This window comes from Micromonospora sp. NPDC048905, from assembly GCF_040649655.1.
Lineage (GTDB): Bacteria > Actinomycetota > Actinomycetes > Mycobacteriales > Micromonosporaceae > Micromonospora.
Window position 1 is genome coordinate 142,575 of record NZ_JBEZFV010000003.1, and the last position, 25,604, is coordinate 168,178.

Genomic DNA, 25,604 nt, shown 5'->3' on the forward strand with positions numbered 1-25,604 from the left:
GGCATGACCCAGGCGAAGTCCCCACCACCGGGCGGGTCCGACCCGGACCGCTCCCGAATGGGTCCCACCCGGATTTCGACACTGGTCGTGGCCGCGCTGGCCGCGGCGGCGGTGGCCTGGCTGCTGATCAGCAGCCTCTACTACAGCGGCGTTCCCCGGTTGCCCTGGCTGCCGGTGGTGACGCTGGCCGGGCTCGCCGTGCTCGAGGGGTACGCCGCGATCAACACCCGGGGCCGGATCGAACGCAAGCCCGGCCGGGACGCGGTCGATCCACTGCTGGTCGCCCGCCTCGTCGTGCTGGCCAAGGCGTCGGCGTTGGCCGGGGCCATCTTCGCCGGCTTCTACGCGGGGCTCACCGGTTGGCTGTTCCTGGAGACCACCCGCGCGGCCCTGGACGACCGACCGGCCGCGGGCGGGGGTCTGCTCGCCTCGCTGGCTCTGGTCGGCGCCGCGCTGTGGCTCGAGCGCTCCTGCCGGGTGCCGGAACGCCCGGACGACGAACACGAGCAGGACCCACGGGAGAGTCGCCCCGGCCAGCGCTGAGCAGGGGGTTACGCCCGGCTCCGAGCGCGGGTACGGTGCCTGCGATCGGAGAGCAAGGGCCGCCCAGGGTCCCGTCCGCGCGCCGGACCGGGGACGGCCGGCCACTGGGAGGCGGCGTGATGGGTTACGAAGAAGCGGGCCGGGACCGCTCGGCCGAGCCCTCGTCCGGGGTGCCGGCCGCCGTTCTGGAGAACGTCTTCGACGACCCCACCCACGGTGAGCCCGGCCGGGATCGGATCGGCGTTCAGGTGGGCTGGGAGCTTGTGCTGCTGGCCGCGGTGGCGGCGGTGGGCTGGCTGCTCTGGCAGGAGGACCAGACCGCCCTGCGCGCCGACAACCTGCGCACGCTGCTCGTCGATGCCGTCGGGTTGGGGCTGCTCGTCCTGGCCGCCGGGCTGAGCCTGCGGACGGCGGCACCGAACCTGGCCATCGGGCCGGTCGCGGTCGCCACCGCCCTGCACTACGCCGAGCAGGGTGATCGGGGCCTGCCCGCGTCGGTCGGCCCGGCCGTGGCGGTCGCCGCGCTGGGCGGGCTCGCGCTGGCGCTGGCCGTGGTGGTGCTGCACGTGCCGGGCTGGGCTGCCAGCCTGGCCGGCGCCGCCGGGGTGGTGGTGTTCATCGAACGCCGTTCCGCGCCCGTGCTGGTGCAGGGCGACTACGACCCGGGGCGCAGCGCCGGATACCTGTTCGCCGGCTTCGCGGCGGTGGCCGCCCTCGGCGGGTTGTTCGGCGCGATCCGGGCGATCCGCCGGCTGGTCGGCAGGTACCGGCCGATCGCCGACCCGGCTCGACGGCGGGGCGCGGTGGCTGCCGTGGTCACCGCGGTCGCGCTGGTCTGCTCCACCGTGCTGGCCGCCCTCGCCGGTGTCCTGGTCGCCGCCAACCATTCCGGGCCGGTCGCGGAGCCCAGGTCGGTCGCACCCACCTCGGGGCTGGACTGGACGGTCCTGGCGATCGGGGTGGCCCTGCTCGCCGGCACCAGCGCGTACGGGCGGCGCGGCGGTGTGTTCGGCACCGTGCTGGCGGTCAGCCTGGTCACCGTCTTCCAGGCGTACGCGCCGGAGCGTGGTTGGACGCTGAGCACCTGGGCGGTGGGTGGCGCCGCTCTCGGCGTCGGGTTGCTGGTCACCCGGCTGGTCGAGACGTTCGGTCGGCCCCGACCGGGCAACACCGAACCACCCGAACCGGCCACCGACGGCACGATCAGCACCGGTTGGACCATGCCGCAGTCACAGTCGGTGGACAACTGGCCGCCGACGCTGCCGACGCCGGCCGCGCCGCAACCGGTCGACCCGTGGCGGGATCCGCGCTGGGAGGACAGCCCGCCTCGGTGGGACGCCGACGAGCGGTGATCACTGTGGCGTCCGCCGAGCCGGAGCTGATCTCGACCGTTAGGCTCGGCGACATGACCGACACACCTGCCGCCACCCCCGGCGGAACCTCGTTCGCCGAGCTTGACGCGCTGTCCACCGAGGAGTTGCGGGAGCGGGCGTTCGCCCTGGCCCGGGAGCGTCGCGACGTCAAGTTCTACTGGTCGGTGCTGCGGCGCCTGCCGAACGCGGACGAGGCCACGGTGCTGGACGGTGCACCGAACTCGATCGGCCCGACCATCGACGAGGCCAACGCGCTGTGGCGGGAGCTGACCGGTCACGGTTACGAGGAGTCCGCGCCGCTGCTGCGGGCCGCGTTCATCGACTACCTGATGAAGCACTGAACCGCTCGGGGCAGCCCAGGTCCGCTCGAACGACCGGTTCGGGACCTGGGCGGATGGCGTCGATCTTCCACCGCTCCGGTCCGGTCAGCCGCTACGGCACGGCCGCCGGCACCGGCGCGCTTGCCGTGTTGTTGCTGGTCGGGATCTGTGGCAGTCCGGCGTACACCCGTTGGGCCGCAACCCAGACCGACCCGGAGTCGGCCGGCGCCTTCTATCTGCGCCTGCTCGCGTGGCCGGCCTGGCGGCTCGACGCGGACGGTCAGGCCGGGGGCCTGTTCGCCGCCGACCTGCGGGCCGTGCTGCTGGTGGTCCTCGCGGTCGCCCTGCTCTACCTGTTGCCCGCCGCTCAGGTGGCCCGGGTGCCCGGCTCGGTCAGCCAGTTCCTGTCCGGCTGGGCCGCCTACGTGCTCGCCGGTGGGCTCGCCGCCGTGCTGGCGGCCCTGCTCAGCCCGGATCCGTCGCTGCTGGGTGCCCTACAGGACGCCAGCACCGGCGCCGGCTACGGCTTCCTCACCGGATGGATCATCGGCACCGCCAGCCTCGGCGGTCGCGCCTGACCTGGCCCCGCGGTCGCGCCTGACCTGGCCCCGCGGTCGCGCCTGACCTGGCCCGACGCGGTCGTTTGGGGCGGCCGGGACCGGGCCGCCGACGGCGGCAGCCCGGTCGCCGTCCGGTCACTTCGCCGGTCGGCCCAGGTCGAGCAGGCGGTGTCGGCTGAGCGCACCCACCGGGCGGCCGGCGTCGGTCACCACGAGCTGGTCCCGTCCCGAGGTGAGCAGCACCGCCAGCGCGTCGTAGGCGGTGCCGTCCAGTGCCACCGTGGGCAGGTCCGCGGCGGCGTCACCGGGTACGGGCTCCAGCGACTCCCGGTCGAGCGGGGTCACCGCCAGCCGGCGGATGCCCCGGTCGGCTCCGACGAACTCGCGGACGAACGGCGTGGCGGGTGCGCCGAGCAGGGCGGCCGGTGTGTCGTACTGCTCCAGGTGCCCGCCCTCGGAGAGCACCGCGATCCGGTCGCCGAGCCGGACCGCCTCGTCGAGGTCGTGGGTGACGAGGACCGTCGTCTTGCGGACCTCGGCCTGAAGGCGCAGGAACTCCTCCTGCAGGCGGGTACGGACGATCGGGTCGACGGCCGAGAACGGTTCGTCCATCAGCAGCACCACCGGGTCGGCGGCGAGCGCGCGGGCCACCCCGACCCGTTGCCGCTGGCCACCGGAGAGCTCGTGCGGGTAGCGGCCACCGAACTGGGCCGGGTCCAGGCCGACCAGGTCGAGCAACTCGTCGACCCGGTCCCGGGTCTGGCGCTTGGGCCACCGGAGCAGGCCCGGCACGGTGGCCACGTTGGCGCGGACCGTCTGGTGTGGAAAGAGGCCGACGTTCTGGATCACGTAACCGATGCGGCGGCGCAGCCGGACCGGGTCGACGTCGGTGACGTCCTCGTCGCCGAGCGTGATCCGGCCGGCGGTCGGCTCGATCAGGCGGTTGATCATGCGCAGTACCGTCGACTTGCCGCAGCCGGACGGGCCGATCAGCACCACCAGCTCGCCGGCCCGGACGTCCAGGCTGAGCTCCCGGACGGCCTCGGTGCCGTTCGGGTAGCGCTTCTGGATGCCCTGTAGGGAGATCGACGCCGCGCGAGGGGATCGGGCCGCGTCGGCAGCCTTCGGGGTAACGTCCACGTATGTCCTTCCGCCTGAGCTACCGGGCCGACCCGGGTAACCCCTGGTTCTCCTGGCAGTACGTGCGGGACAACTCTGACACGATCCTCGCCGCCGTGCGCGAACACGCCTCCCTCACCGGGCGGGCGGTGCTGCTCGCGGTGTTGATCGCGCTGCCGTTGTCCGTGTTGGCGTACTGGTTCCGGCCGCTCGCCGGTCCGATCCTGGCCGTCAGTGGGATCGTCTACACCATCCCGTCATTGGCGCTCTTCGCGTTCGTCGCGCCCTACCTGGGCACCGGGACCACCACCGTACTGGTCGGGCTGGTGCTCTACGCGCTGCTGCTGATCGTGCGCAACGTGGTGGCCGGCCTCAACCAGGTGCCCCCGGAGGTCGGTGAGGCCGCCGAGGGGATGGGGTACGGCCGCTGGGGCCGACTGTTCCGGATCGACCTGCCGCTGGCGCTCCCGGGCATCGTGACCGGGGTAAGGCTGGCTACCGTCTCGACGGTGGCGTTGGTCACAGTCGGCGTACTCGTCGGGCATGGCGGCCTCGGTCAGTTGATCTTCGCGGGCTTCCAGAACAACCTCTACAAGGCCGAGATCATGACCGCCGCGCTGCTCTGCGTGGCCCTCGCGCTCGTGCTCGACCTCCTGCTCGTCCTGGTCGCCCGGCTGGTGACCCCCTGGTCCGCCCGGAGGGCACGGTGACCGTCGCGGCAAACCCGATCGGCCAGGCGATCACCTGGATCAACGACCCACTCAACTGGACCAACCCCGGCGGGATGCTGGACCGGCTCGGTGAGCACCTGACGATCTCGGCCCTGGCGGTGGCCCTCGGCTGCCTGGTGGCCTGGCCGCTGGGGCTCTGGCTGGGGCACCTCGGCCGGGGCGGTGGCCTGGTGGTGCTGGTGTCCAACGCCACCCTGGCCATCCCCACCCTGGCGCTGCTCACCATCCTGCCGGTGGCCTTCGCCAGCGGCTTCGGGCGGACGCCGGTCGTGGTGGCGCTCGCCGTCTTCGCCGTGCCGCCGCTGCTGGCCAACGCGTACACCGGGGTCCGGCAGGTGGATGCGGAGGCCCGCGACGCGGCCCGGGGGATGGGCCTGTCCGGCGGGCAGTTGCTGCGCCGCGTCGAGTTGCCGCTCGCGGTGCCCTACCTGGCCGCCGGCTTCCGGACCGCCGCGGTCCAGGTGATCGCGACCGCCGCGCTTGCGTCATTCGTCAACGGCGGCGGCCTGGGCCAGATCATCCGGACCGGCTTCGGCATCGGTATCGCCGCCGGCGGCGGCCAGATCGTCGCCGGTGGTGTGCTGGTGGCCGGGCTCGCGCTGCTGGCCGAGGTGGTCCTCGGCGGTGTCGAACGCCTGGTAACCCCCCGTCCGCTGCGCCGCGGACGACAGCGACTGGGTCGGCCCCGAGCCGCGGACGCCACCGGGCGCGCCTGACCCGTCCGGGTGAGCCCCGCGTCAGGTCGGCCACCGAAGCTGGTCGGATCGGTGACGATGAGGTGACGAAGTCCATCCCAGGTTGTCGGTCGGTTGCGGAGCATGTTGGGTGGACATTCGCGGGCGACCGACAGTCAGGATCGCCCGTCGGACACGCGGCCGGCCCGGGACGGGCCGCGCCGGGACACGGAAGGCGGGCACATGCGCGCACGTACACGTCTGGCGATCGGCGCGATCGGCGCCGTCGCCGGGGCAGCTCTTCTCACCGGCTGCGGTGACGCCGGCTCGTCCGGCACGGACGCACCCCAGTCGAGCGCCTCCGGCGCCGGATGCGCTCCGGTCGCCGGCAAGCAGCTCATCGCTCTGCAGGATGACAAGAAGCTCCAGAACTCCGACAACGTCATCCCGGCGGTCAACAGCAAGGCGGCCAACCCGCAGCTGATCGCCGCACTGGACAAGGTCTCCGCCGTACTCGACACCCCGAAGCTGGTCCAGCTCAACAAGGCGGTCAACGAGGACCGCAAGACCGCCAAGGTGGCGGCCGAGGAGTTCGCCAGCGCCAACAACGTCACCGCAGGCATCGCCAAGGGGCCGGGCGGCGACATCGTGGTGGGGGCCGCCAACTTCGCCGAGAGTCAGATCCTGGGTGAGCTGTACCGGATCGCGCTCACGGCCGCCGGCTACCAGGTCAAGGTGCAGCAGATCGGCAACCGCGAGCTGTACGAGCCGGCACTGGAAAAGGGTGAGATCCAGGTCGTCCCGGAGTACGCGGCGACCATGGCCGAGTTCCTCAACACCAAGGCCAAGGGCGGCACTCCGCCGCCGATCTCCTCGCCCGACATCAACACCACGGTGACCGCGCTCAAGGCCGAGGGCGACAAGGTGGGCATCACCTTCGGCACCCCGGCCGCCGCCCAGGACCAGAACGCCTTCGCCGTCACCCAGGAGTTCGCCGACAAGTACGGCGTGCGGACCCTGTCCGAGTTCGCCGCCAAGTGCTCCGGCAGTGCGACCGTGCTGGGTGGCCCGCCGGAGTGCGAACAGCGGGCCTTCTGCAAGCCGGGTCTGGAGAAGACGTACGGGCTGAAGGTCGGCTCGTTCTCCTCGCTGGACCAGGGTGGACCGCTCACCAAGAGCGGTCTGCGGGACGGCACGATCAGCGTGGGCCTGATCTTCTCCTCGGACGGCGCGTTCGCCACCAGCTGAGCCCTCGCCGGGCGTGCTGAGGACGCCCCCGCCTTGACCGGGCGGGGGCGTCCGCGCGTACCGGGACCCCGTTCCCTCCGATGAGGCTCGTCGGTAGGCTGCACATCCATGCCAGCCCCGGCCACCTCCGACGCCCGGCGTCGACCATCGCTGCTGACCGTGCTCTTCTGGGCGGGCGTCGCTCTCGCGCCGGTGGCGGCGCTGATCCTGCTGGTCGCCGACGGTAACGGCCCGCTGCGCTTCGCCGCCGTGCTCGCCATCGTCGCGGTGGTGCTGATCGGCCTCTCCATCGCGCTGCGACCCGACGGTGAGGGCGCGCGAGCCGACGAACTGCTGGATGAGATCGAGGAGCTTCGCCGGGAGCTGCGGACCGAGATCGCCGCCGCCACGCAGCGCGGTAGCCAGGCGCTCGACCAGGCGCACCGGGCGCAGGAGGGGATCGCCACGATCCGTCGCCGGCTGGACGCCAGCGGTGCCGCTCTCGCCGGCGCCGCCCCCGTCGGTGCCGCTGCCCCCGTCGGTGCTGCCGCCGCCCCCGTCGCGGAGCCGCCAGGCCCCGGCCGGGCGCGGGTGCCGAGTGTCGAGCCGCCGGTGGACAACGCGGCGGTGGCCCGTAGCCGCGTCCAGGCACCGGGTGACGCACCGCCGGGCCGGGCCCGGGTGTCCGGAGCGGACGACGCGTCCCGGTGGAGCCGTCCCGGGCGCCCGGACGACGACGAGCCCGCCTACCCACGGGAGGCCGCGGAGCCGCGGGCAGCCGCGAGGACGTACGGCGCAGCGCGCCCAGCCGACCCCGGGCACGGGTCGGCCCGTCCCCGGGAGCACGACCGCCCCGAGCCGGCGCACCGGCCGGTCGGCGTGGTCCGGCACACCGAAACCGTGCACGTCACCACAAGGCACACGGTGGTGGACGGCGGGCCGGCCGAGCCGGCCGGGCGCTACGACGGCGAGTACCCGGGCCGGTGGACCCCACCGGCGCAGGCGTGGACCCGGGGCGGTGGAGCGGACGAGCAGGCCCGCGCGGGCGGCCGACCGAGGGGCGAGGCGGCGGAGCGCCCCCGAGGCCGGTACGACGACGACCGACGCCCCGACGACGACCGACGCCCCGACGACGACCGTGCCCGCCCCGGCGACGACCGCGCGTGGGGGCCGCAGCGCCCGACCGGTGGGGAGCCCGAGTGGAGTGGCGCGCGGGAGGCGTCGGGTCGACGCGCCGACCGACACGGTCCCGACGGCAACGAGCCGGGCTGGGCGGGTCACCGCGACGAGCCGGAGTGGACCGATCCGCGCGACAGGTACGCCCAGCCCGACGAGCCCGGCCCGGCCGCCAGGGCGCACCACGCGCCGGAGGGGCCGACCTCGGACTCCTGGGACAACCCGGACGATCGCGGCTGGTCGGACCAGCGTGATCGGGCGGCTGCGGCCGCACCTGAGCCCGGGCCGCCGCTGCGGGCCGACGACACGGGCGAGTACTGGTCACAGCTGCGGGCCGGTGACCGGTGGGCCGCCGTCCGCGACGACGAGAACGGCCGCGAGCTTCGGGTCGGTGAACGCCGGGCCGAGGTGCGCGCCGACGCCACCGGCACCGAGTACCGGGTGGCCGACCGCTGGGCCGAGGTCCGCCACGAGGAACCCCGCCAGCACGAGCAGCCGCGCCGCCCCGAGCAGCCGCGCCACCCGGAGGAGTCGCGCCACCCGGAGCAGCCGCGTCGCTACGACGAGCCGCGCCGCCCGGAGCAGCCGCGTCAGCAGGACGAGCCGCGCCGCTACGGGGCGCCGCGTCGGAGCGAGGAGCGCGAGTCGTACCACCGGGCCGAGCCGGCGGACCGGCCGGCGCTGCCGGTGGGCGGCGTTCCCGTGCCGGACGAGTGGCGCCCGCCGCGCCAGCGCGGTCACCAGGCCGAACCCGCGCCGGAACGGACCGGCCGGCGGCGAGTCGACGAGCGCTACGGCTACCCGCCACAGGACGACGCGCCGCGTGCCGGTGGCGCGCCACCCGGCGACCGCTGGCGCTGAACGCTCAGGCGACCCGGCTCACTTGTCGATGTCGCCGACCACGAAGAACATCGAGCCGAGGATCGCGATCAGGTCCGGTACCAGGCAGCCGGGCAGCAGGGTGGCCAGCGCCTGCACGTTCGCGTACGAGGCGGTGCGCAACTTCAACCGCCACGGCGTCTTCTCACCCCGCGACACCAGGTAGTAGCCGTTGATGCCGAGCGGGTTCTCCGTCCAGGCGTACGTGTGCCCCTCCGGTGCCTTGAGCACCTTCGGCAGGCGGGTGTTGATCGGCCCGGTCAACTGGTCCACCCGGTCCAGGCACTGCTCGGCGAGGTCCAGCGACGCGTACACCTGGTCCAGCAGCACCTCGAAGCGGGCGTGGCAGTCCCCGGCGGTCTTGGTGACCACCGGCACGTCCAGCTCGTCGTAGGCAAGGTACGGGTCGTCGCGGCGCAGGTCCAGGTCGAGCCCGGAGGCTCGGGCCACCGGCCCGGACGCCCCGAACGCGGCGGCGTCGGCGGCAGAGAGCACGCCCACGCCCACGGTGCGGGCCAGGAAGATCTCGTTGCGCCGGATCAGGTGGTCCAGGTCGGGCAGCCGCCGACGTACCTCGCCGATCGCCGCGCGGGCCCGCCCGGTCCACCCGTACGGCACCTCCTCCTTGAGGCCGCCCACCCGGTTGAACATGTAGTGGATCCGGCCGCCGGAGACCTCCTCCATCACCGCCTGGATGGTCTCCCGTTCCCGGAAGGCGTAGAAGATCGGCGTGATCGCCCCGATCTCCAACGGGTACGAACCGAGGAACATCAGGTGGTTGAGCACCCGGTTCAACTCCGCGAGGGCCATCCGCAGCCAGGTGGCCCGCTCCGGCACCTCCATGCCCATCAGGCGTTCCACCGCGAGCACCACACCCAGCTCGTTGGAGAACGCCGAGAGCCAGTCGTGCCTGTTCGCCAGCACGATGATCTGCCGGTAGTCGCGTACCTCGAAGAGCTTCTCCGCGCCCCGGTGCATGTAGCCGATGATCGGTTCGCAGGAGACCACCCGCTCACCGTCGAGCACCAGCTTGAGTCGCAGCACGCCGTGTGTGCTGGGGTGCTGCGGGCCGATGTTCAGCACCATGTCGGTGCCGAGCTGCTGATCACCGGTGCCGGCGATCAGGCCGGCCCCGGTGCCGACGGTCAGTTCACGGAGGTCCCCGGCGTCGGTGGTCATGCCCGTCATCGTGCCACGGCCGGGCCGAGCGGGATGCCGACCGGTTGGCGCAGCCACAGGTGCCCGCCGAGCCCGGCCGGGTCGGTCAGCTCGGCCACCGCCGACGCGGCGGCCAACGCCCGCACGTACCCCGCCGGGTCGGTGCCGGCCAGGCCGATCGGCGGTCGGCCGCCGTCCGCCCCGAGCGCCCGCAGCGCCTCCCGCTGCGAGACCAGGGAGTACGCACACCGGGCGACCGCCGCGCCGGCGGAGGCGACCGAGTCCATGGCGACGTGGGCGGTGACGTCACTCGCCCCGTCCGGCACCGGAGGCACCTGCCGTCCAGCCCGGTAACCCGTCAGGGTCCCGTTCGCCGGCCTGCTGTCCCGCAGGTGTCCGTAGTCGACGGCGACCGCTATTCCCCGCTCGATCTTCTGCACCGCGTTGGCCCACGCCTCATCTCTGCTTCGGCCGATTTCGGCTCGTGGGTGGTTGCTGTGGGGGGTTTCGGGGCAGCCCGGCCGGCTCCGGGCGGTCAGGCTTGATCCCTGCGCCGGCCGGGCTGCCCCGAAACCCGACTCGCTCTCGCTTGTCGCGCCCGTTGAGGTCACCCCCCGATCCGGTTCGCTGTCCGTGCTGGGCGGGCTCGTGGGGCTGGGCCACCACCTCGTCAACCAGTCAAGATCAGCGGGGCTGAGTGGGTCACCAACCGTTTCGGTGCCGTTCTCGGGGTCGACCAGCACGTACCGCCAGCCGTCTTCGGTGTTCACTGCCACGTCCAGGGGGACGTTGTCCAGCCACTCGGTGGCCAGTAGCACTCCGGTGATCTTGGTCGGGATCTCGGCTGTCCAGTTGATCTCTTCGGGCAGGTTCTTCGGGCGGTCGGCGTACTCGACTGCTCTGAAGCGCACCCGCTCCGCGAGCGACGGACGGACCGTGCCGGACGACGGCTCCTCTCCCAGCGGACGGGCGGAAACCCCCACCGCAACCCCGACGGCCGGTTCCGCTGCGACGAGCCTGAGCAGGCTGTGCAGAAGCTCCCCACGCCCAGCCCCGACATCGACCACGTCGAGCCGTGGCGGATGGTCGAGTGCGGTGTCCACCTCCGAGATCAGGCGCAGCACGGCGGTGGCGAAGGCTGGGGAGGCGTGCACGCTGGTACGGAAGTGGTCGGCCGGCCCGGTGCCGGTGACGAAGAAGCCGCCCGGCCCGTAGAGGGCCCGGCTCATGGCGTCCCGCCAGAGGGTCGACATCAGTTCACTCCGAGTTGAGCGTGGGTCACCGTGCCGACCCTACGGTCCGGGCCGCCGTCCGTGGTTCAGGCCTGGAAGTAGTGCCCCTCGTCTAGGTCGGCGATCAGGCCGGGGTGGGTGGGGACCCAGCCCAGTAGCTCGCGGGTGATCGCGGATGACGTCGGGTTGTCCATCTGCGCGAACGACCCGAGGAAGCCGAAGTAGTCGTTCGCCTCGTCGGCGCTGATGCTCCGGACCGGGATGTCGAGGTTTCGGCCGATGGCAGCGGCGATCTGCTGGAAGGGAACACCTTCGTCGGCTGCTGCGTGCAGGCGCGTACCGGCCGGGGCCTTGACGAGGGCGAGCCGGTAGAGCTCGGCCGCGTCGAGCGTGTGCACGGCCGGCCACCGGTTGGCGCCGTCGCCGACGTGTGCGGCGTACCCGTTCCGGCGTGCGGCAGCGATGAGAACGGTGATGAAGCCGTACTGGTCGAGCGGGCTGTGCACGGTGGGCGCGAGCCGGACGACGGCACCGCGCACACCGCGGGAGGCGAGGCCGGCGACGAAGTTCTCCGCGTCGATCCGGTAGCCGCCGCTCGGGAAGGCGTCGCGTTCGGTGCCGGGGCGGCCGACGACGCCGCCCAGCGCGAGCATGGCCGTCCCGCTGGTGCCGATCAGCGGTTTGCCGGAGCCGTCCAAACCGTCGGCGAGCGCCCTGAGCGCGTCCAGGTCGACCTCGGCCGCGCCGGCCATGTCGCCGGTCAGCATCAGGTCGTGGCGGAACGCCAGGTGGATCACCCCGTCGGAGGCGGCCGCTTCCGCACGGAGCAGGTCGAGGTCGGAGAGGTCGCCGCGGCGCGCCTCGGCGCCGAGCTTCTCGATCGCGGCGGCGGACGTGTCGGAGCGGGCCAGGCCGACAACGTCGTGTCGGGCGGAGAGCAGTGCCGGTACGACCGCGGAGCCGAGATGGCCGGAGGCACCTGTGACGAATACGCGCATGGCAGTTCCTTCGTGGGAGGGTGATGTCACCTTGCGACATGACCGTATCTCGTGATGTCGCAAGATGACATGGCTCAGACGAAAGAATGTCGCAGTGTGACATCAGATACCATGGCCGGATGGCCCGCTGGCAACCGGACGCGCGCGGCCGCCTGGAGGCGGCCGCCTTCGAGCTGTTCCGTGAGCGCGGCTTCGAGGAGGCCACCGTCGCCGACATCGCCACCCGAGCCGGCGTCGACAAGCGGACCTTCTACCGGCTCTTCGGCGACAAGCGCGAGGCGCTCTTCAGCGGCAGCGGGCAGCTGGAGGAGATCCTGGTCAAAGCGGTGGTCGAGACGGACGCTGCCCCCTTCGAGGCGGTCGTCGCCGCCTTCCGCCGGGCAGCGGAAGAAATCTTCGCCGACCGCCTTGAACGGGTCCGGATGCGTCAATCCATCATTCAGAGCAGCCCCGAGCTGCAGGAGCGCGAGCTGCGCAAGACAGGCGCACTGGTGGCCGCGGTCACCGTCGCCCTGCGCGCCAAGGGCCTCGACGAGAGCACGGCCACCCTGGCCACCGAGTCCGGTGTCACGGTCTTCCGCGTCGCGTACGCGCGCTGGGTCGCGCCCGACAGCGACGCCTCGCTCGCCGACCTGATCACCGAGGTGGCCACCGAACTGCGTGCCGTCACGTCCGCCCCAGGGCGGCGTTGACGGAGGCCTTCCGTCAGTGGTGAACGTTTTCACACATGCTTGTCCTGGTTCGGCAGGCCGGGCGCATACTTGCGATCGACCGGTACCCCTCCTCGTGGACTGGATCGTCGTCATGAGCGCACCGTTGCGCCCGCGTCCGGCAGCCCCGCACGGGTCCGCCGCATCGCGGGATCGCGCCGTCATCGGCGCCCCCTCCTCCCGCCTGCTCACCGTCGGCGTCGTTGGCGCCGGTCGGGTCGGAGCCGTCCTGGGCGCCGCACTCGTCGCCGCCGGGCACCGCGTGGTCGCCGTCACCGGCGACTCCGGGGCCAGCCAGGCCCGCCTCGCCCTGCTGCTGCCCGAGGTGCCCCGCCGCCCGGCCGCCGCCGTCGCCCACGCCGCCGCCGACCTGCTGCTGATCGCGGTGCCGGACGACGCGTTGGCCGGTGTGGTGGCCGACCTCGCCGAACGGGGCGCGCTGCGTCCGGGTCAGATCGTGGCGCACACCTCCGGCGCGCACGGCCTGACCGTGCTGTCGCCGGCCGCCGCGGTCGGCGCCCGGCCACTCGCTCTGCACCCCGCGATGACCTTCACCGGCACGCCGGACGACCTGGCCCGGCTGGAGGGCATCTCGTACGGGGTGACCGCCCCGGCGGAGCTGCGCCCCCTCGCCGCCCGGCTGGTCGCCGACCTGGGTGGCGTGCCCGAGTGGGTGGCCGAGTCGGGCCGCCCGCTGTACCACGCCGCGCTGGCTCACGGCGCGAACCACCTGGTGACCCTGGTGAACGAGGCAACCGACCGGCTGCGCGACGCCGGGGTGGCCCGACCGGAGAAGGTGCTGGCCCCGCTGCTGCGAGCCGCCCTGGAAAATGCGCTGCGCCTCGGTGACGACGCGTTGACCGGCCCGGTCTCCCGGGGCGACGCGGGCACCGTCCAGCGGCACCTGGCCCGGTTGGCCGCCACCGCACCGGAGTCCGTCCCCGCCTATCTCGCGTTGGCCCGCCGTACCGCCGACCGGGCGATCGCCGCCGGCCGACTGCGGCCGGTGGACGCGCAGTCGCTGCTCGGCGTGCTCGCCGACACCGCCCGGGAGGTGGCCGCGTGAGCGCGAGGAGTGAGCCGATCTTGCGAGCCCCGCAGTCGCGAACCGAGGGGGCACTATGACACAGCTCGTGCATTCGCGCGCGGAGCTGGCCGAGGCTCGGGCCGCTCTGAAGGGCACGGTCGGGGTCGTGATGACGATGGGCGCCCTGCACTCGGGGCACGAGACGTTGCTGCGCGCGGCCCGGGAGCAGGCCGACCACGTGCTGGTGACGATCTTCGTGAACCCGTTGCAGTTCGGGCCGAACGAGGACTTCGACCGCTACCCACGGACCCTGGACGCCGATCTGGAGGTGTGCCGGCGGGCGGGCGCTGACCTCGTCTTCGCCCCGTCGGTGGCGGACATGTACCCGGACGGCCAGCCCCAAGTCCGCCTCGACCCGGGTCCGCTCGGCGCGGAGTTGGAGGGCGCGAGCCGCCCCGGGTTCTTCCACGGGGTGCTCACTGTGGTGCTGAAGCTGCTCCAGCTCACCCGACCCGACCTGACGTTCTTCGGCGAGAAGGACTACCAGCAGCTCACCCTGGTCCGGCGGATGACCCGGGACCTGGACGTGCCGGTCGAGGTGGTCGGCGTGCCGACCGTCCGGGAGCCGGACGGGTTGGCGCTGTCCAGCCGCAACCGCTACCTGAGCGAGTCGGAGCGGGCCGCGGCGCTGAGCCTGTCCGCCGGGTTGCGGGCCGGTGCGCGGGCCGCCGAGGACGGCCTGGACGCGGGTGCGGTGCTGACCGCCGCGCACGCCGCGTTCGGTGCCGGTACGCCGGGTGCCCGCCTCGACTACCTGGTGCTCACCGACCCCGAGTTGGAGCCGGGGCCGGTCACCGGGCCGGCGCGGCTGGTGATCGCCGCCTGGGTGGGCGCGACCCGCTTGATCGACAACGCGGCGATCCACCTCGCCCCCCGCCCCTGACCGGGCCGCACCACCCTCCACCACTTCGTGAAAGGCCACCCCGATGCTGCGGACCATGCTCAAGTCGAAGATCCACCGGGCCACGGTGACCCAGGCCGACCTGCACTACGTCGGTTCGGTGACGGTGGACGAGGACCTGCTCGACGCCGCCGACCTGCTCCCCGGAGAGCAGGTGGCGATCGTGGACATCACCAACGGCGCACGGCTGGAGACGTACGTGATTCCCGGCGTGCGGGGCAGCGGCGTGATCGGCATCAACGGTGCCGCCGCGCACCTGGTGCACCCCGGTGACCTGGTCATCCTGATCTCGTACGCCCAGATGGACAACGCCGAGGCCCGCTCGTACCGCCCACGGGTGGTGCACGTGGACGCCGACAACCGGGTTCTCGAGTTGGGTGCCGACCCGGCCGCGGCGGCGCCCGGCACGGCTGGCCACCCGGTGCCCAGCCCGTTGGCCGTGTCCGGAGTCTGATCCCGCGCGAGGGGATTCCGGTCTGTTACCGGAAGGTCATTTCCGGTTACCCTTGGCGCGCTGGCGGAAGCCGGTCGGTGGCTGGGGGAGGCCGCTATGCGCAGTGCCAGGACGACCGTGTTCGCCGCTGCCGTGACGGCGGTGCTGCTCGCTGGGTGTGCCGGGTCGGGTGATCTGGACGGTGACCTGACCGACGACTGGGCGGCGCTGCCGCCGGCGACGGCGTTCACCCCGGCCGCCGGTGTCTGTCAGGCCGCCGACTTCACCGATGTGGTCACCCTGGCCGCCTACGAGCCGGTGGACTGCGCCGGCCCGCACCGGCTGGAAACGGTGCATGTGGGGGCGTTTCCGGTCGAGCGGGCGAGTGCGCCGGCGGGTGGTTCGGCGGAGTTGCGGGGCGCCTTCACCGAGTGCGACACCCGGGCGACCGGGTACGTGGGCGACGACTGGCGGGCCGGCCGGCTGCGGTTGTCGGTGGCGTTGCCCTCGGGGCCGGGCTGGGCGGCCGGTTCCCGGTGGTTCCGGTGTGACCTGACCGAGCTGACCACGGTCGAGGCCGCGGCCACCGTTGTGGTCCGGTCGGGCAGCCTGCGGGACGCGTTGAAGGGGCCTGCCGGGCTGCGCCTCGGTTGCCAGCAGACCCGCACCGCGGCCGGTGCGGGGGTGCGCACGCTGATTCCGGTGGAGTGCGCGCAACGGCACGACGCCGAGTTCGTCGGGGTGTGGCGCGCGCCGGAGATGGCGTACCCGACCCGGGACGCCGACTGGGAGCCGCTGTACACCGGCTGCCGCAGCGTCCTCGGCCGGTACGTGGGTGTGCCGGACGACGTCGACCTGCGCTTTCGCAGCGGGTTGGTGGTCCGTCCGCCGGGTGCGGGGCGCTGGCGGGTCGGTGACCGAGGCGTCCGCTGCTACCTGTGGCTCAGCGACCGTACGGTGACCGCCTCGCTGAAGGGCACCGGCCCGGCCGGCCTTCCGGTCCGGACGAAGTGACCACCGGCTGACGGCCGGCGCGGCGCCGGACGGGGTAGCCCAAAACACTCGTCCCGCCCCCGCCGCCCCGAGCGAGGATGGTTCGGGTTGACTGGGGGGATGGACCTTCCGACCGTCGAACTGCCGGCCCTGCCCGCGTTGCTGGCCGCGCCCGCGCCCGGCTGGGTGGAGACCACCGACGTGATCGTGGTGGGTTCCGGGGTGGCCGGGTTGACCGCGGCGCTGCACCTGCGGGAGGCGGGCCTGCACGTCACGGTGGTCACCAAGGTCAACATCGACGACGGCTCGACGCGGTGGGCACAGGGCGGCATCGCCGCCGTGCTCGACCCGACGGACACCCCCGCGGCGCACGCCCGTGACACCCAGATCGCCGGGGTCGGGCTCTGCGACCCGGCGGCGGTACGGGTGCTGGTCGAGGAGGGTCCGGCCCGGCTGCGGGAGCTGATGCGCATCGGCGCCGAGTTCGATCGCCATCCGGACGGATCGTTGATGTTGACCCGCGAGGGCGGCCACCGGGCGGACCGGATCGTGCACGCCGGCGGTGACGCCACCGGCGCGGAGGTGCAGCGGGCGCTGCACGCGGCGGTGCAGCGCGACCCGTGGATCCGACTTGTCGAACACGCCCTGGTCCTGGATCTGCTGCGAGCGCCGGGCGACGGCCCGGACGGGCTCGGCCCGGCCTGCGGGATCACCCTGCACGTGCTCGGTGAGGGCAGCGAGGACGGCGTCGGCGCGCTGCTGGCCCGCGCGGTGGTGCTCGCCACCGGCGGGATGGGGCAGATCTTCGCGGCCACCACCAACCCGGCGGTCTCCACCGGCGACGGGGTCGCGCTCGCGATGCGGGCCGGCGCGGCGGTGACCGACGTGGAGTTCGTCCAGTTCCACCCGACCGCCCTGATCACCCCGCCCGGCGCGGGAGTGCCCGGTGCCGGGCACGCGCAGCAGCCGCTGGTCTCCGAGGCGCTGCGCGGTGAGGGCGCGTACCTGGTGGACGCCGACGGCAAGCGGTTCATGGTGGGTCAGCACGAGTTGGCCGAGCTGGCACCCCGGGACGTGGTGGCCAAGGGCATCCACCGGGTGTTGCTGGCCACCGGCGATGACCACGTCTTCCTCGACGCACGGCACCTGGGCGGCGACTTCCTGGCCGGTAGGTTCCCCACCATCGTGGCGTCCTGCCTGGCGATCGGGGTGGACCCGGCGACCGACCTGATCCCGGTGGCGCCGGCCGCCCACTACGCCTCCGGCGGTGTCCGCACCGACCTGCGCGGCCGCACCTCCATCCCGGGCCTGTACGCCTGCGGCGAGGTGGCCTGCACGGGTGTGCACGGCGCGAACCGGCTGGCCAGCAATTCGCTGCTGGAGGGTCTGGTCTTCTCCCGACGGATCGCCGAGGACATCGCGGCGGGCCTGCCCGAGCAGGTTCAGCCGGCCGACACCGGCGCCTGGCGCGGAGGCGACGGCTGGGTGCTGCCCGCGGCGGCGACGCCGACCCTGCAACGGGCGATGACCCGGGGCGCCGGGGTGCTCCGATCCGCGGCGACGCTGGCGGGGACCGCCGGAACGCTGCGGGAGTTGGGCGTTGCCCGGGGCCGGCCGCGGACCGCCGACTGGGAGGCGACCAACCTGCTCACGGTGGCGTCGACGCTGGTGGCCGCCGCGTACGCGCGTGGCGAGACCCGGGGCTGCCACTGGCGGGAGGACTTCCCGACGGCCGACGAACGGTGGCTGGGTCACCTGGTCGGGTCGGTCGGGGCGGAGGGCCGGGTGGGCCAACAGTGGGAGGGGACATCGTCATGACGGGGTCGACAGAGGCGGCGTTGCGGGCGGGCGGGCTGGATCCGGCGCAGGTGCGGCAGGTGATCGAGACCGCGCTGGTCGAGGATCTGGGTCCCGATTTCCTGGACGTCACGAGCGTGGCCACAATTCCGGCGGAACAGACCGACACCGCCGACCTGGTGGCTCGCGCGGATGGTGTGCTGGCCGGGATGGCGGTGGCCGCCGCCGTGTTCGAGCTGGTGGGCGAGGTGACCGGCTTCGGTCGTACCGTCGAGGTGTCGGTGTTGGCCCACGACGGTGAGCGGGTGGCCCGCGGCGCGGTGCTGGCGACGGTGACCGGCCCGACCCGGCTGCTGCTGACGGCCGAGCGGACGGCGCTGAACCTGCTCTGCCGGATGTCCGGGGTGGCCACCCACACCCGTGCCTGGGCGGACGCGTTGGCCGGTACGAAGGCGATGGTGCTGGACACCCGCAAGACGACGCCGGGCCTGCGGGCGCTGGAAAAGTACGCGGTGCGGGCCGGTGGGGGCACCAACAAGCGGATGGGCCTCTACGACGTTGCCATGATCAAGGACAACCACAAGGTGGCGGCCGGAAGTATCACGGCGGCCTATCGGCGGGTCCGGGAGGCGTTCCCGGAGGTGCCGGTGCAGGTCGAGGTAACCACCGTCGACGAGGCGGTCGAGGCGGTGGAGGCCGGGGCGGATTTCCTGCTCTGCGACAACATGACGCCCGAGGTGCTGGCCGAGGCGGTGGCCGCGGTGGGCGACCGGGCGGAGTTGGAGGCGACCGGCGGGTTGACCCTGGAGGTGGCGGGCCGGTACGCGGCGACCGGCGTCGACTTCCTCTCGGTGGGCGCGTTGACCCACTCGTCGCCGATCCTGGACATCGCGCTGGACCTGCGCACCGACTAGTTGTCTAGGCTGCGTGCGTGCTGCTCTGCATCGACATCGGAAACACCAACACCGTGCTGGCGACCTTCGACGGCGACAAGCTGGTGCACTCCTGGCGGATCAAGACCGATGCCCGCTCGACGGCGGACGAGTTGGGCCTCATGTTCCGCGGGCTGCTCGCCGGGGACAACGTCGAGATCACCGGCGTGGCCGCCTGCTCGACCGTGCCGGCCGCGCTGCGCTCGCTGCGCACCATGCTCGGCCGCTACTACGCCGACCTGCCGAGCGTGATCGTCGAGCCGGGCGTGCGGACCGGGGTGCAGTTGGCGATCGACAATCCGAAGGAGGTGGGCGCCGACCGGGTGGTGAACACGCTGGCCGCGTACTCCCTCTACGGCGGGCCGTCGATCGTGGTGGACTTCGGTACCACCACCAACTTCGATGTGATCAGCGGTCGGGGCGAGTTCCTCGGCGGGGCGTTCGCCCCGGGCATCGAGATCTCCTTCGACGCGCTGGCCGCCCGGGCGGCCCAGCTGCGCAAGGTCGAGGCCACCAAGCCCCGCTCGGTGATCGGCAAGAACACCGTGGAGTGCCTCCAGGCCGGCCTGTACTTCGGCTTCGCCGGGCAGGTGGACCGCATCGTGGAGCGGATGACCGAGGAGCTGGGCGAGGTGAAGGCCGTGATCGCCACCGGCGGGCTGGCCTCCCTGGTGATCAACGAGTGTCGCACCATCACCCACCACGAGCCGATGATCACGCTGATCGGCCTCCGGATGGTCTACGAGCGCAACCTCTGACGCCGCAGTGGACCGTCAGCGCCGGCGGGCTCGGAAGACAAGCGTCCGGTACGGCAGCTCCACGCGGTCCCGTCCGGCCAGGTCCGGATGGGTGGCGAGGAGGTCGCGCAACTCCCGCTCGACGGCCTCCTGGCTCGACCGGTCGGCGGTGAGGTAGTACGAGCGGGTGCGCATCATGCCGAGGACCTCGTCCACGGTGAGGGCGGTGCGCTGGCTGAACTCACCGAGCTCCACGTCGCCGAACGCCGGGCCGAACGTGGTCACCGACTCGATGAGGTTGTCGGCGTTGCTGCCCATGTGGGCGATTCGACCCAGCTCGGCCACCCACTCGACCCGATCGTCCCGGATGTTCCAGATCGGGGCGAACGTGCCGTCGGTCCGGAGCACGCGGGCGATCTCCGCATGTGCCCGCTCCCGGTCGAACCAGTGGTAGGCCTGTCCGACCAACACCGCGTCCGCCGCCCCGTCCGGCAGGGGAACGGACTCCGCTCCACCAGCCAGGGAGTCGACGCCCGGGGTGGCCACCGCCAGTTGGGCGCGCATGCCCGGATCGGGTTCCACCGGCGTCACCTCGTGCCCGAGCGCGAGCACCTCGCGGGTGAGGATGCCGGTGCCCGCGCCCAGGTCGACGACCCGGGCGGCGTCGCCCAGTCCCTCCAGCGCCCAGCGGACCGCGGCCTGCGGGTAACGGGGTCGAAGCCGGTCGTACTCCGCTGCCGCCGCACCGAACGACAGGGCCTGAGTGTGATTCGCCATGACGGGCAGGTTATCCGGTAACGACCCCCTGGCGGCATGAGTACGCTCAGGGGCTGACCCCGCCGAAAACTCCCTGAGGAAGCGTGCCGTGAGCGAGCAGAACGCCGTGCCAGTGGACCCCGCCGACGACCTTCCCGAGCAGATGAAGGTCCGCCGGGAGAAGCGGGACCGGATGCTCGCCGAGGGCATCGAGCCCTACCCGGTCGGCTTTGCCCGGACGGCCACCCTGGCGCAGATCCGGAGCCGCTACGCCGACCTGCCGACCGACACCGCGACCGGCGACCAGGTCGCGGTCACCGGCCGGGTGATCTTCGTACGCAACACCGGGAAGCTGTGCTTCGCGACCCTGCGCGACGGCGACGGCACCGAGTTGCAGGCGATGCTCTCACTGGACCGGGTCGGCCCGGAGCGGTTGGAGGCGTGGAAGCGCCTGGTCGACCTCGGCGACCAGGTCGGCGTCACCGGTGAGGTGATCACCAGTCGTCGGGGTGAGTTGTCGGTGCTGGCGCAGCAGTGGGACATGACCGCCAAGGCGCTGCGACCGTTGCCGGTGGCGCACAAGCCGCTCTCCGAGGAAGCCCGCGTCCGGCAGCGTTACGTCGACCTGATCGTCCGGCCGCAGGCACGGGACATGGTCCGTACCCGAGCCGCCGCCGTGCGCAGTCTGCGCGATTCACTGCACGGGCAGGGCTTCATCGAGGTGGAAACGCCGATGCTGCAACTGCTGCATGGTGGTGCGACGGCCCGACCGTTCGTGACCCACAGCAATGCGTTGAGCACCGATCTGTATCTGCGAATCGCTCCGGAACTGTTTCTCAAGCGCGCTGTGGTTGGCGGCGTCGACCGCGTCTTCGAGATCAACCGCAACTTCCGTAATGAGGGTGTCGACTCTTCGCACTCGCCGGAGTTCGCGATGCTGGAGACGTACCAGGCGTACGGCGACTACGACACGATCGGCGAGCTGACCCGTAATCTTGTGCAACAGGCGGCGATCGCGGTCAGCGGTTCGATGGTGGTGACCCACGCCGACGGACGCGAGTTCGACCTGGGCGGCGAGTGGCGGTCGGTGACACTCTTCGGCGTGCTTTCCGAAGCGCTCGGCGAGGAGGTCACGGTCCGCACCGACCGATCCCGCCTGGTGGAGTACGCGGACAAGGTGGGATTGGCGGTCGACCCGAAGTGGGGGCCGGGCAAGCTGGCCGAGGAACTGTTCGAGGAGTTGGTCGTCCCCAGCCTGGTGGCTCCCACCTTCGTGCGGGACTACCCGGAGGAGACCAGCCCGCTCACCCGGGGCCACCGCAGTGAGCCGGGGCTGGCCGAGAAGTGGGACCTCTACGTGCTCGGATTCGAGCTGGGCACCGGATACTCCGAGCTGGTCGACCCGGTCGTCCAGCGGGAGCGGCTGGTGGCCCAGGCGCAGCTCGCGGCCCGTGGCGACGACGAGGCGATGCGCCTCGACGAGGACTTTCTGCGGGCGATGGAGTACGGAATGCCACCGTCCGGCGGTATGGGAATGGGAATCGACCGGATGTTGATGGCCCTGACCGGCCTCGGAATTCGGGAAACGATCCTCTTCCCGTTGGTCCGCCCCGAGTAGGGCGCGCCCGGCTCACCCCACGCCGTAACGGCATCCTATTGACGTGGCAAGTACTGCGGGGGTTATTGTGCTCTCGTTAGCAGGAGTGCCCTGCTCGAAAGGAATGTGGGACGTGGCCAAGCAGATCATTCACAAGCTGGTCGATGACCTGGACGGCGGGGACGCGGACGAGACCGTCAAGTTCGCCCTCGACGGCGTTCAGTACGAGATCGACCTGTCGAGTGCCAACGCTGCTAAATTGCGCGACGCTTTTGCCTCGTACGTGGGCGCCGGCACCAAGGTCGGCCGGGGCGGCGTGGTGATCGGTGGGCGTGCTGCTCGCGGTCGGGGCGGCGCGACCGCCGATCGGGAACAGAACAAGGCGATCCGGGAGTGGGCCAAGAAGGCCGGCAAGGACATCTCGGACCGGGGTCGTATCCCGCAGGAGATCGTTGACGAGTACCACGCGAAGCGCTGATCCACCAGCGGTGGGTGCCAGTCGCCCCCGCAGGCGACACCGACGCCGGGCCGGAGTGGTTCTCCGGGCCGGCGTCGCCGTCTCCGGGTCCGCGGTAAGGGGGTCCGCGGTGCGGGGGTCCGCGGTGCGGGAAGCATTCCGCCTCCACCGACGTTGTCCACAACCAGTGGAGCAACTATCCACAGCCTGTGGACAACCCTCCCCAGGGTTGGGTGCAGCGGTCGTCGCAAGCCCGGTTTACCCCCTCCGGGGGCTTCCGGAGCGCTTCCGAGGCCCGGATCGGGCTCCGGTCGTGCCAGTCGGATTTCGCTCTGCGCGTAGCGACAGGACTACCGGAACACCTCCTGAGCGCGGACGGTTGTCCAAAACGACGTGCAACCGACCCAGACCGGAGACACACGACCTCAGCTGAGTCGGTCAGCGACGATAGAGTAAGGAGGCACGGACGCCCGTCCCGGACGTTCGTGCACCGGCCCCGCCAAGATCTTGACCATCAAGGCGCACGGCACGTGAGGAGCACGAGGGCATGTTCGAGCGGTTCACCGACCGAGCGCGACGGGTTGTCGTCCTGGCCCAAGAAGAGGCCCGGATGCTCAACCACAACTACATCGGTACGGAACACATCCTGCTGGGCCTGATCCACGAAGGTGAAGGCGTCGCGGCAAAGGCCCTGGAGAGCCTCGGCATCTCCCTGGAGGGCGTCCGCCAGCAGGTCGAGGAGATCATCGGCCAGGGCCAGCAGGCGCCGAGCGGGCACATCCCGTTCACGCCGCGGGCCAAGAAGGTGCTGGAGCTGTCGCTGCGCGAGGCGCTGCAGCTCGGCCACAACTACATCGGCACCGAGCACATCCTGCTCGGGCTGATCCGCGAGGGCGAGGGCGTCGCCGCCCAGGTGCTGGTCAAGCTCGGCGCCGACCTCAACCGGGTCCGCCAGCAGGTGATCCAGCTGCTCTCCGGCTACCAGGGCAAGGAGCCTGCCGCGGCGGGCGCCGCGCCGGGTGAGGCCGCGCCGTCGACCAGCCTGGTGCTGGACCAGTTCGGCCGCAACCTGACCCAGGCCGCCCGCGAGGGCAAGCTCGACCCGGTCATCGGGCGCGAGAAGGAAATCGAGCGGGTCATGCAGGTGCTCTCCCGCCGTACCAAGAACAACCCGGTCCTGATCGGTGAGCCCGGCGTCGGTAAGACCGCCGTGGTGGAGGGGCTTTCCCAGAAGATCATCAAGGGCGAGGTGCCCGAGACTCTCAAGGACAAGCAGCTCTACACGCTCGACCTGGGTGCGCTCGTCGCCGGTTCCCGTTACCGCGGTGACTTCGAGGAGCGCCTCAAGAAGGTGCTCAAGGAGATCCGCACCCGCGGCGACATCATCCTGTTCATCGACGAGATCCACACCCTGGTGGGTGCGGGTGCCGCCGAGGGCGCGATCGACGCCGCGAGCATCCTCAAGCCGATGCTGGCCCGTGGTGAGCTGCAGACCATCGGCGCCACCACGCTCGACGAATACCGCAAGCACCTGGAGAAGGACGCCGCTCTCGAGCGCCGGTTCCAGCCGATCCAGGTGGGTGAGCCGTCGCTGGCGCACACCATCGAGATCCTCAAGGGCCTGCGCGACCGGTACGAGGCGCACCACCGGGTCTCGATCACCGATGCCGCCCTGGTGGCCGCCGCGACGCTGGCCGACCGGTACATCTCCGACCGCTTCCTGCCGGACAAGGCGATCGACCTGATCGACGAGGCCGGCGCCCGGATGCGGATCCGTCGGATGACCGCGCCGCCAGACCTGCGTGACTTCGACGAGCGCATCGCCCAGGTGCGTCGCGACAAGGAGTCCGCGATCGACGCGCAGGACTTCGAGCGTGCCGCCCAGCTGCGCGACAAGGAGAAGCAGCTGCTCGGCCAGAAGGCCCAGCGGGAGAAGGAGTGGAAGGCCGGTGACCTGGACGTCGTCAGCGAGGTTGACGACGAGCAGATCGCCGAGGTGCTCGGCAACTGGACCGGCATCCCGGTCTACAAGCTGACCGAGGAGGAGACCTCTCGCCTGCTGCGCATGGAGGACGAGCTGCACAAGCGCGTCATCGGCCAGGAGGATGCGGTCAAGGCGGTCTCGAAGGCGATCCGGCGTACCCGGGCCGGCCTGAAGGACCCGAAGCGCCCGTCGGGCTCGTTCATCTTCGCCGGCCCGTCCGGTGTCGGTAAGACCGAGCTGTCCAAGGCGCTCGCCGAGTTCCTCTTCGGCAGCGAGGATGCCCTCATCCAGCTGGACATGTCCGAGTTCCACGACCGTTACACGGTCTCCCGGCTCGTGGGTGCCCCTCCCGGCTACGTCGGTTACGACGAGGGCGGGCAGCTGACCGAGAAGGTGCGGCGTCGGCCGTTCTCGGTGGTCCTCTTCGACGAGATCGAGAAGGCCCACCCGGACGTGTTCAACACGCTTCTCCAGATCCTCGAGGACGGTCGGCTCACCGACGGTCAGGGTCGGATCGTGGACTTCAAGAACACGGTCATCATCCTGACCACCAACCTGGGCACCCGTGACGTCGCCAAGGCGGTGTCGCTGGGCTTCCAGGCGTCGGAGGACTCCGAGTCCAACTACGACCGGATGAAGCAGAAGGTCAACGACGAGCTCAAGCAGCACTTCCGGCCTGAGTTCCTCAACCGGATCGACGACACCATCGTCTTCCACCAGCTGCGTCAGACCGAGATCCTCTCGATCGTGGACATCATGATCCAGCGGATCGAGGGCCAGCTGCGCAACAAGGACATGGGTCTGGAGCTGACCGACAACGCCAAGAAGTACCTGGCGGCGAAGGGCTTCGACCCGGTGCTCGGTGCCCGTCCGCTTCGTCGCACGATCCAGCGCGACATCGAGGACAACCTCTCCGAGCGGATCCTGTTCAACGAGCTGACCCCGGGTCAGATCGTCGTGGTGGACTGCGAGGGCGACCCGAACGACATCGACAAGTCCAAGCTCGTCTTCCGGGGCGCGGACAAGCCGGTCGAAGTTCCGGACGCCGTGCCGGCCGACCTCGGTGGCACTGCCGCTGGCACCGCCGCAGCGGCCACGGACGAGTAGCACAACCAGCAGTACGGGGCGGGGTCTCGGTGGCGTGAGCCATCGGGGCCCCGCCCCTCGTTGCGCTACCCCGAAGGTCACCCACACCGCACCGCCGGTGCCGCGCCAGCGCCCGCGCCTGTG

The 25,604-nt window shown here is 71.9% G+C and carries 24 protein-coding genes; 19 read left to right on the forward strand and 5 right to left on the reverse strand.

Annotated elements, in window-relative coordinates; genetic code table 11:
* Nucleotides 1–3: 3 nt before the first annotated feature.
* From AB0C01_RS08825 to AB0C01_RS08840, 4 genes are all read left to right on the forward strand, one after another.
* Nucleotides 4–543, forward strand: a complete 540-nt coding sequence (locus AB0C01_RS08825; RefSeq protein WP_357252861.1) for a DUF3180 domain-containing protein — start codon at nucleotides 4–6, stop codon at nucleotides 541–543.
* A 119-nt stretch (nucleotides 544–662) separates the two neighbouring features.
* Complete coding sequence (locus AB0C01_RS08830; RefSeq protein WP_357570781.1) at nucleotides 663–1,895, forward strand: ABC transporter permease; 1,233 nt, start codon at nucleotides 663–665, stop codon at nucleotides 1,893–1,895.
* 53 nt (nucleotides 1,896–1,948) lie between these two features.
* On the forward strand, nucleotides 1,949–2,257 hold the full coding sequence (locus AB0C01_RS08835; protein WP_357252855.1) for a hypothetical protein: 309 nt from the start codon (nucleotides 1,949–1,951) through the stop codon (nucleotides 2,255–2,257).
* Between the two features lie 53 nt (nucleotides 2,258–2,310).
* Nucleotides 2,311–2,814 (forward strand): hypothetical protein, encoded by a 504-nt coding sequence (locus tag AB0C01_RS08840; RefSeq protein WP_357252851.1) that lies wholly within the window; start codon nucleotides 2,311–2,313, stop codon nucleotides 2,812–2,814.
* A gap of 117 nt (nucleotides 2,815–2,931) precedes the next feature.
* On the opposite strand, the gene AB0C01_RS08845 is transcribed toward AB0C01_RS08840, so the two are convergent.
* Entirely contained in the window at nucleotides 2,932–3,936 is a 1,005-nt protein-coding gene (locus AB0C01_RS08845) for an ATP-binding cassette domain-containing protein (protein ID WP_357252848.1), read from the reverse strand.
* A gap of 2 nt (nucleotides 3,937–3,938) precedes the next feature.
* Here AB0C01_RS08845 and AB0C01_RS08850 point away from each other — a divergent pair, with 2 nt between their 5' ends.
* The 4 genes from AB0C01_RS08850 to AB0C01_RS08865 all read left to right on the forward strand — a co-directional run bounded on the left by AB0C01_RS08850 (nucleotide 3,939) and on the right by AB0C01_RS08865 (nucleotide 8,584).
* On the forward strand, nucleotides 3,939–4,625 hold the full coding sequence (locus AB0C01_RS08850; RefSeq protein WP_357252846.1) for an ABC transporter permease: 687 nt from the start codon (nucleotides 3,939–3,941) through the stop codon (nucleotides 4,623–4,625).
* Complete coding sequence (locus AB0C01_RS08855) at nucleotides 4,622–5,362, forward strand: ABC transporter permease (RefSeq protein ID WP_357252843.1); 741 nt, start codon at nucleotides 4,622–4,624, stop codon at nucleotides 5,360–5,362. The genes AB0C01_RS08850 and AB0C01_RS08855 overlap by 4 nt, the downstream gene beginning before the upstream one ends.
* A gap of 201 nt (nucleotides 5,363–5,563) precedes the next feature.
* Nucleotides 5,564–6,568, forward strand: coding sequence for a glycine betaine ABC transporter substrate-binding protein (locus AB0C01_RS08860; RefSeq protein WP_357252840.1), 1,005 nt, complete (start codon nucleotides 5,564–5,566; stop codon nucleotides 6,566–6,568).
* Between the two features lie 108 nt (nucleotides 6,569–6,676).
* Nucleotides 6,677–8,584: a hypothetical protein gene (locus tag AB0C01_RS08865; RefSeq protein ID WP_357570782.1), complete on the forward strand. Its 1,908-nt coding sequence runs from the start codon at nucleotides 6,677–6,679 to the stop codon at nucleotides 8,582–8,584.
* A gap of 18 nt (nucleotides 8,585–8,602) precedes the next feature.
* On the opposite strand, the gene AB0C01_RS08870 is transcribed toward AB0C01_RS08865, so the two are convergent.
* The 3 genes from AB0C01_RS08870 to AB0C01_RS08880 all read right to left on the reverse strand — a co-directional run bounded on the left by AB0C01_RS08870 (nucleotide 8,603) and on the right by AB0C01_RS08880 (nucleotide 11,990).
* Nucleotides 8,603–9,790, reverse strand: coding sequence for an NADH-quinone oxidoreductase subunit D (locus AB0C01_RS08870; protein WP_357252834.1), 1,188 nt, complete (start codon nucleotides 9,788–9,790; stop codon nucleotides 8,603–8,605).
* Complete coding sequence (locus tag AB0C01_RS08875; RefSeq protein ID WP_357570783.1) at nucleotides 9,787–11,013, reverse strand: SAM-dependent methyltransferase; 1,227 nt, start codon at nucleotides 11,011–11,013, stop codon at nucleotides 9,787–9,789. Before AB0C01_RS08875 ends, AB0C01_RS08870 begins: the two co-directional genes overlap by 4 nt.
* Nucleotides 11,014–11,078: 65 nt before the next feature.
* Entirely contained in the window at nucleotides 11,079–11,990 is a 912-nt protein-coding gene (locus AB0C01_RS08880; RefSeq protein ID WP_357570784.1) for an SDR family oxidoreductase, read from the reverse strand.
* A gap of 119 nt (nucleotides 11,991–12,109) precedes the next feature.
* On the opposite strand from AB0C01_RS08880, the gene AB0C01_RS08885 reads away from it, so the two are divergent.
* The 8 genes from AB0C01_RS08885 to AB0C01_RS08920 all read left to right on the forward strand — a co-directional run bounded on the left by AB0C01_RS08885 (nucleotide 12,110) and on the right by AB0C01_RS08920 (nucleotide 19,601).
* Nucleotides 12,110–12,682, forward strand: a complete 573-nt coding sequence (locus AB0C01_RS08885) for a TetR family transcriptional regulator (RefSeq protein WP_357570785.1) — start codon at nucleotides 12,110–12,112, stop codon at nucleotides 12,680–12,682.
* Between the two features lie 112 nt (nucleotides 12,683–12,794).
* Nucleotides 12,795–13,766 carry a Rossmann-like and DUF2520 domain-containing protein gene (locus AB0C01_RS08890; protein ID WP_357570786.1) on the forward strand — a complete coding sequence of 324 codons (972 nt, stop codon included), beginning with the start codon at nucleotides 12,795–12,797 and terminating at the stop codon, nucleotides 13,764–13,766.
* A 55-nt stretch (nucleotides 13,767–13,821) separates the two neighbouring features.
* A complete protein-coding gene (gene panC / locus AB0C01_RS08895; protein WP_357252818.1) occupies nucleotides 13,822–14,670 on the forward strand; it encodes a pantoate--beta-alanine ligase in 849 nt (282 codons plus the stop codon).
* 43 nt (nucleotides 14,671–14,713) lie between these two features.
* The gene (gene panD, locus AB0C01_RS08900; protein ID WP_357570787.1) at nucleotides 14,714–15,142 is read left to right on the forward strand and encodes an aspartate 1-decarboxylase; all 429 of its coding nucleotides are present in this window, start codon (nucleotides 14,714–14,716) and stop codon (nucleotides 15,140–15,142) included.
* Between the two features lie 96 nt (nucleotides 15,143–15,238).
* A complete protein-coding gene (locus AB0C01_RS08905; RefSeq protein ID WP_357570788.1) occupies nucleotides 15,239–16,135 on the forward strand; it encodes a septum formation family protein in 897 nt (298 codons plus the stop codon).
* A 99-nt stretch (nucleotides 16,136–16,234) separates the two neighbouring features.
* Complete coding sequence (locus tag AB0C01_RS08910) at nucleotides 16,235–17,932, forward strand: L-aspartate oxidase (protein ID WP_357570789.1); 1,698 nt, start codon at nucleotides 16,235–16,237, stop codon at nucleotides 17,930–17,932.
* Nucleotides 17,929–18,825 (forward strand): carboxylating nicotinate-nucleotide diphosphorylase, encoded by an 897-nt coding sequence (gene nadC, locus AB0C01_RS08915; protein ID WP_357570790.1) that lies wholly within the window; start codon nucleotides 17,929–17,931, stop codon nucleotides 18,823–18,825. Before AB0C01_RS08910 ends, nadC begins: the two co-directional genes overlap by 4 nt.
* A 17-nt stretch (nucleotides 18,826–18,842) precedes the next feature.
* Complete coding sequence (locus tag AB0C01_RS08920) at nucleotides 18,843–19,601, forward strand: type III pantothenate kinase (protein WP_357067967.1); 759 nt, start codon at nucleotides 18,843–18,845, stop codon at nucleotides 19,599–19,601.
* 15 nt (nucleotides 19,602–19,616) lie between these two features.
* On the opposite strand, the gene AB0C01_RS08925 is transcribed toward AB0C01_RS08920, so the two are convergent.
* A complete protein-coding gene (locus AB0C01_RS08925) occupies nucleotides 19,617–20,357 on the reverse strand; it encodes a class I SAM-dependent methyltransferase (RefSeq protein WP_357570791.1) in 741 nt (246 codons plus the stop codon).
* An 88-nt stretch (nucleotides 20,358–20,445) separates the two neighbouring features.
* Between AB0C01_RS08925 and lysS the strand changes: the two genes are divergently transcribed.
* The 3 genes from lysS (at nucleotide 20,446) to AB0C01_RS08940 (ending at nucleotide 25,481) form a co-directional block, all read left to right on the forward strand.
* Nucleotides 20,446–21,954 carry a lysine--tRNA ligase gene (gene lysS, locus AB0C01_RS08930; RefSeq protein WP_357570792.1) on the forward strand — a complete coding sequence of 503 codons (1,509 nt, stop codon included), beginning with the start codon at nucleotides 20,446–20,448 and terminating at the stop codon, nucleotides 21,952–21,954.
* A gap of 112 nt (nucleotides 21,955–22,066) precedes the next feature.
* Nucleotides 22,067–22,411, forward strand: a complete 345-nt coding sequence (locus AB0C01_RS08935; RefSeq protein ID WP_110563841.1) for an Lsr2 family protein — start codon at nucleotides 22,067–22,069, stop codon at nucleotides 22,409–22,411.
* Between the two features lie 526 nt (nucleotides 22,412–22,937).
* A complete protein-coding gene (locus AB0C01_RS08940; protein ID WP_357252797.1) occupies nucleotides 22,938–25,481 on the forward strand; it encodes an ATP-dependent Clp protease ATP-binding subunit in 2,544 nt (847 codons plus the stop codon).
* Nucleotides 25,482–25,604: the final 123 nt, after the last annotated feature.

Coding starts and splice junctions, on each gene's coding strand:
- nadC (WP_357570790.1), top strand. CDS start 17,929: ATGACGGGGTCGACAGAGGCGGCGTTGCGGGCGGGCGGGCTGGATCCG.
- AB0C01_RS08940 (WP_357252797.1), top strand. CDS start 22,938: ATGTTCGAGCGGTTCACCGACCGAGCGCGACGGGTTGTCGTCCTGGCC.
- AB0C01_RS08835 (WP_357252855.1), top strand. CDS start 1,949: ATGACCGACACACCTGCCGCCACCCCCGGCGGAACCTCGTTCGCCGAG.
- AB0C01_RS08890 (WP_357570786.1), top strand. CDS start 12,795: ATGAGCGCACCGTTGCGCCCGCGTCCGGCAGCCCCGCACGGGTCCGCC.
- AB0C01_RS08885 (WP_357570785.1), top strand. CDS start 12,110: ATGGCCCGCTGGCAACCGGACGCGCGCGGCCGCCTGGAGGCGGCCGCC.
- AB0C01_RS08880 (WP_357570784.1), bottom strand. CDS start 11,990: ATGCGCGTATTCGTCACAGGTGCCTCCGGCCATCTCGGCTCCGCGGTC.
- AB0C01_RS08825 (WP_357252861.1), top strand. CDS start 4: ATGACCCAGGCGAAGTCCCCACCACCGGGCGGGTCCGACCCGGACCGC.
- AB0C01_RS08860 (WP_357252840.1), top strand. CDS start 5,564: ATGCGCGCACGTACACGTCTGGCGATCGGCGCGATCGGCGCCGTCGCC.
- AB0C01_RS08910 (WP_357570789.1), top strand. CDS start 16,235: ATGGACCTTCCGACCGTCGAACTGCCGGCCCTGCCCGCGTTGCTGGCC.
- AB0C01_RS08925 (WP_357570791.1), bottom strand. CDS start 20,357: ATGGCGAATCACACTCAGGCCCTGTCGTTCGGTGCGGCGGCAGCGGAG.
- AB0C01_RS08830 (WP_357570781.1), top strand. CDS start 663: ATGGGTTACGAAGAAGCGGGCCGGGACCGCTCGGCCGAGCCCTCGTCC.
- panC (WP_357252818.1), top strand. CDS start 13,822: ATGACACAGCTCGTGCATTCGCGCGCGGAGCTGGCCGAGGCTCGGGCC.
- AB0C01_RS08870 (WP_357252834.1), bottom strand. CDS start 9,790: ATGACGGGCATGACCACCGACGCCGGGGACCTCCGTGAACTGACCGTC.
- AB0C01_RS08840 (WP_357252851.1), top strand. CDS start 2,311: ATGGCGTCGATCTTCCACCGCTCCGGTCCGGTCAGCCGCTACGGCACG.
- panD (WP_357570787.1), top strand. CDS start 14,714: ATGCTGCGGACCATGCTCAAGTCGAAGATCCACCGGGCCACGGTGACC.
- AB0C01_RS08905 (WP_357570788.1), top strand. CDS start 15,239: ATGCGCAGTGCCAGGACGACCGTGTTCGCCGCTGCCGTGACGGCGGTG.
- AB0C01_RS08875 (WP_357570783.1), bottom strand. CDS start 11,013: ATGTCGACCCTCTGGCGGGACGCCATGAGCCGGGCCCTCTACGGGCCG.
- AB0C01_RS08865 (WP_357570782.1), top strand. CDS start 6,677: ATGCCAGCCCCGGCCACCTCCGACGCCCGGCGTCGACCATCGCTGCTG.
- AB0C01_RS08850 (WP_357252846.1), top strand. CDS start 3,939: ATGTCCTTCCGCCTGAGCTACCGGGCCGACCCGGGTAACCCCTGGTTC.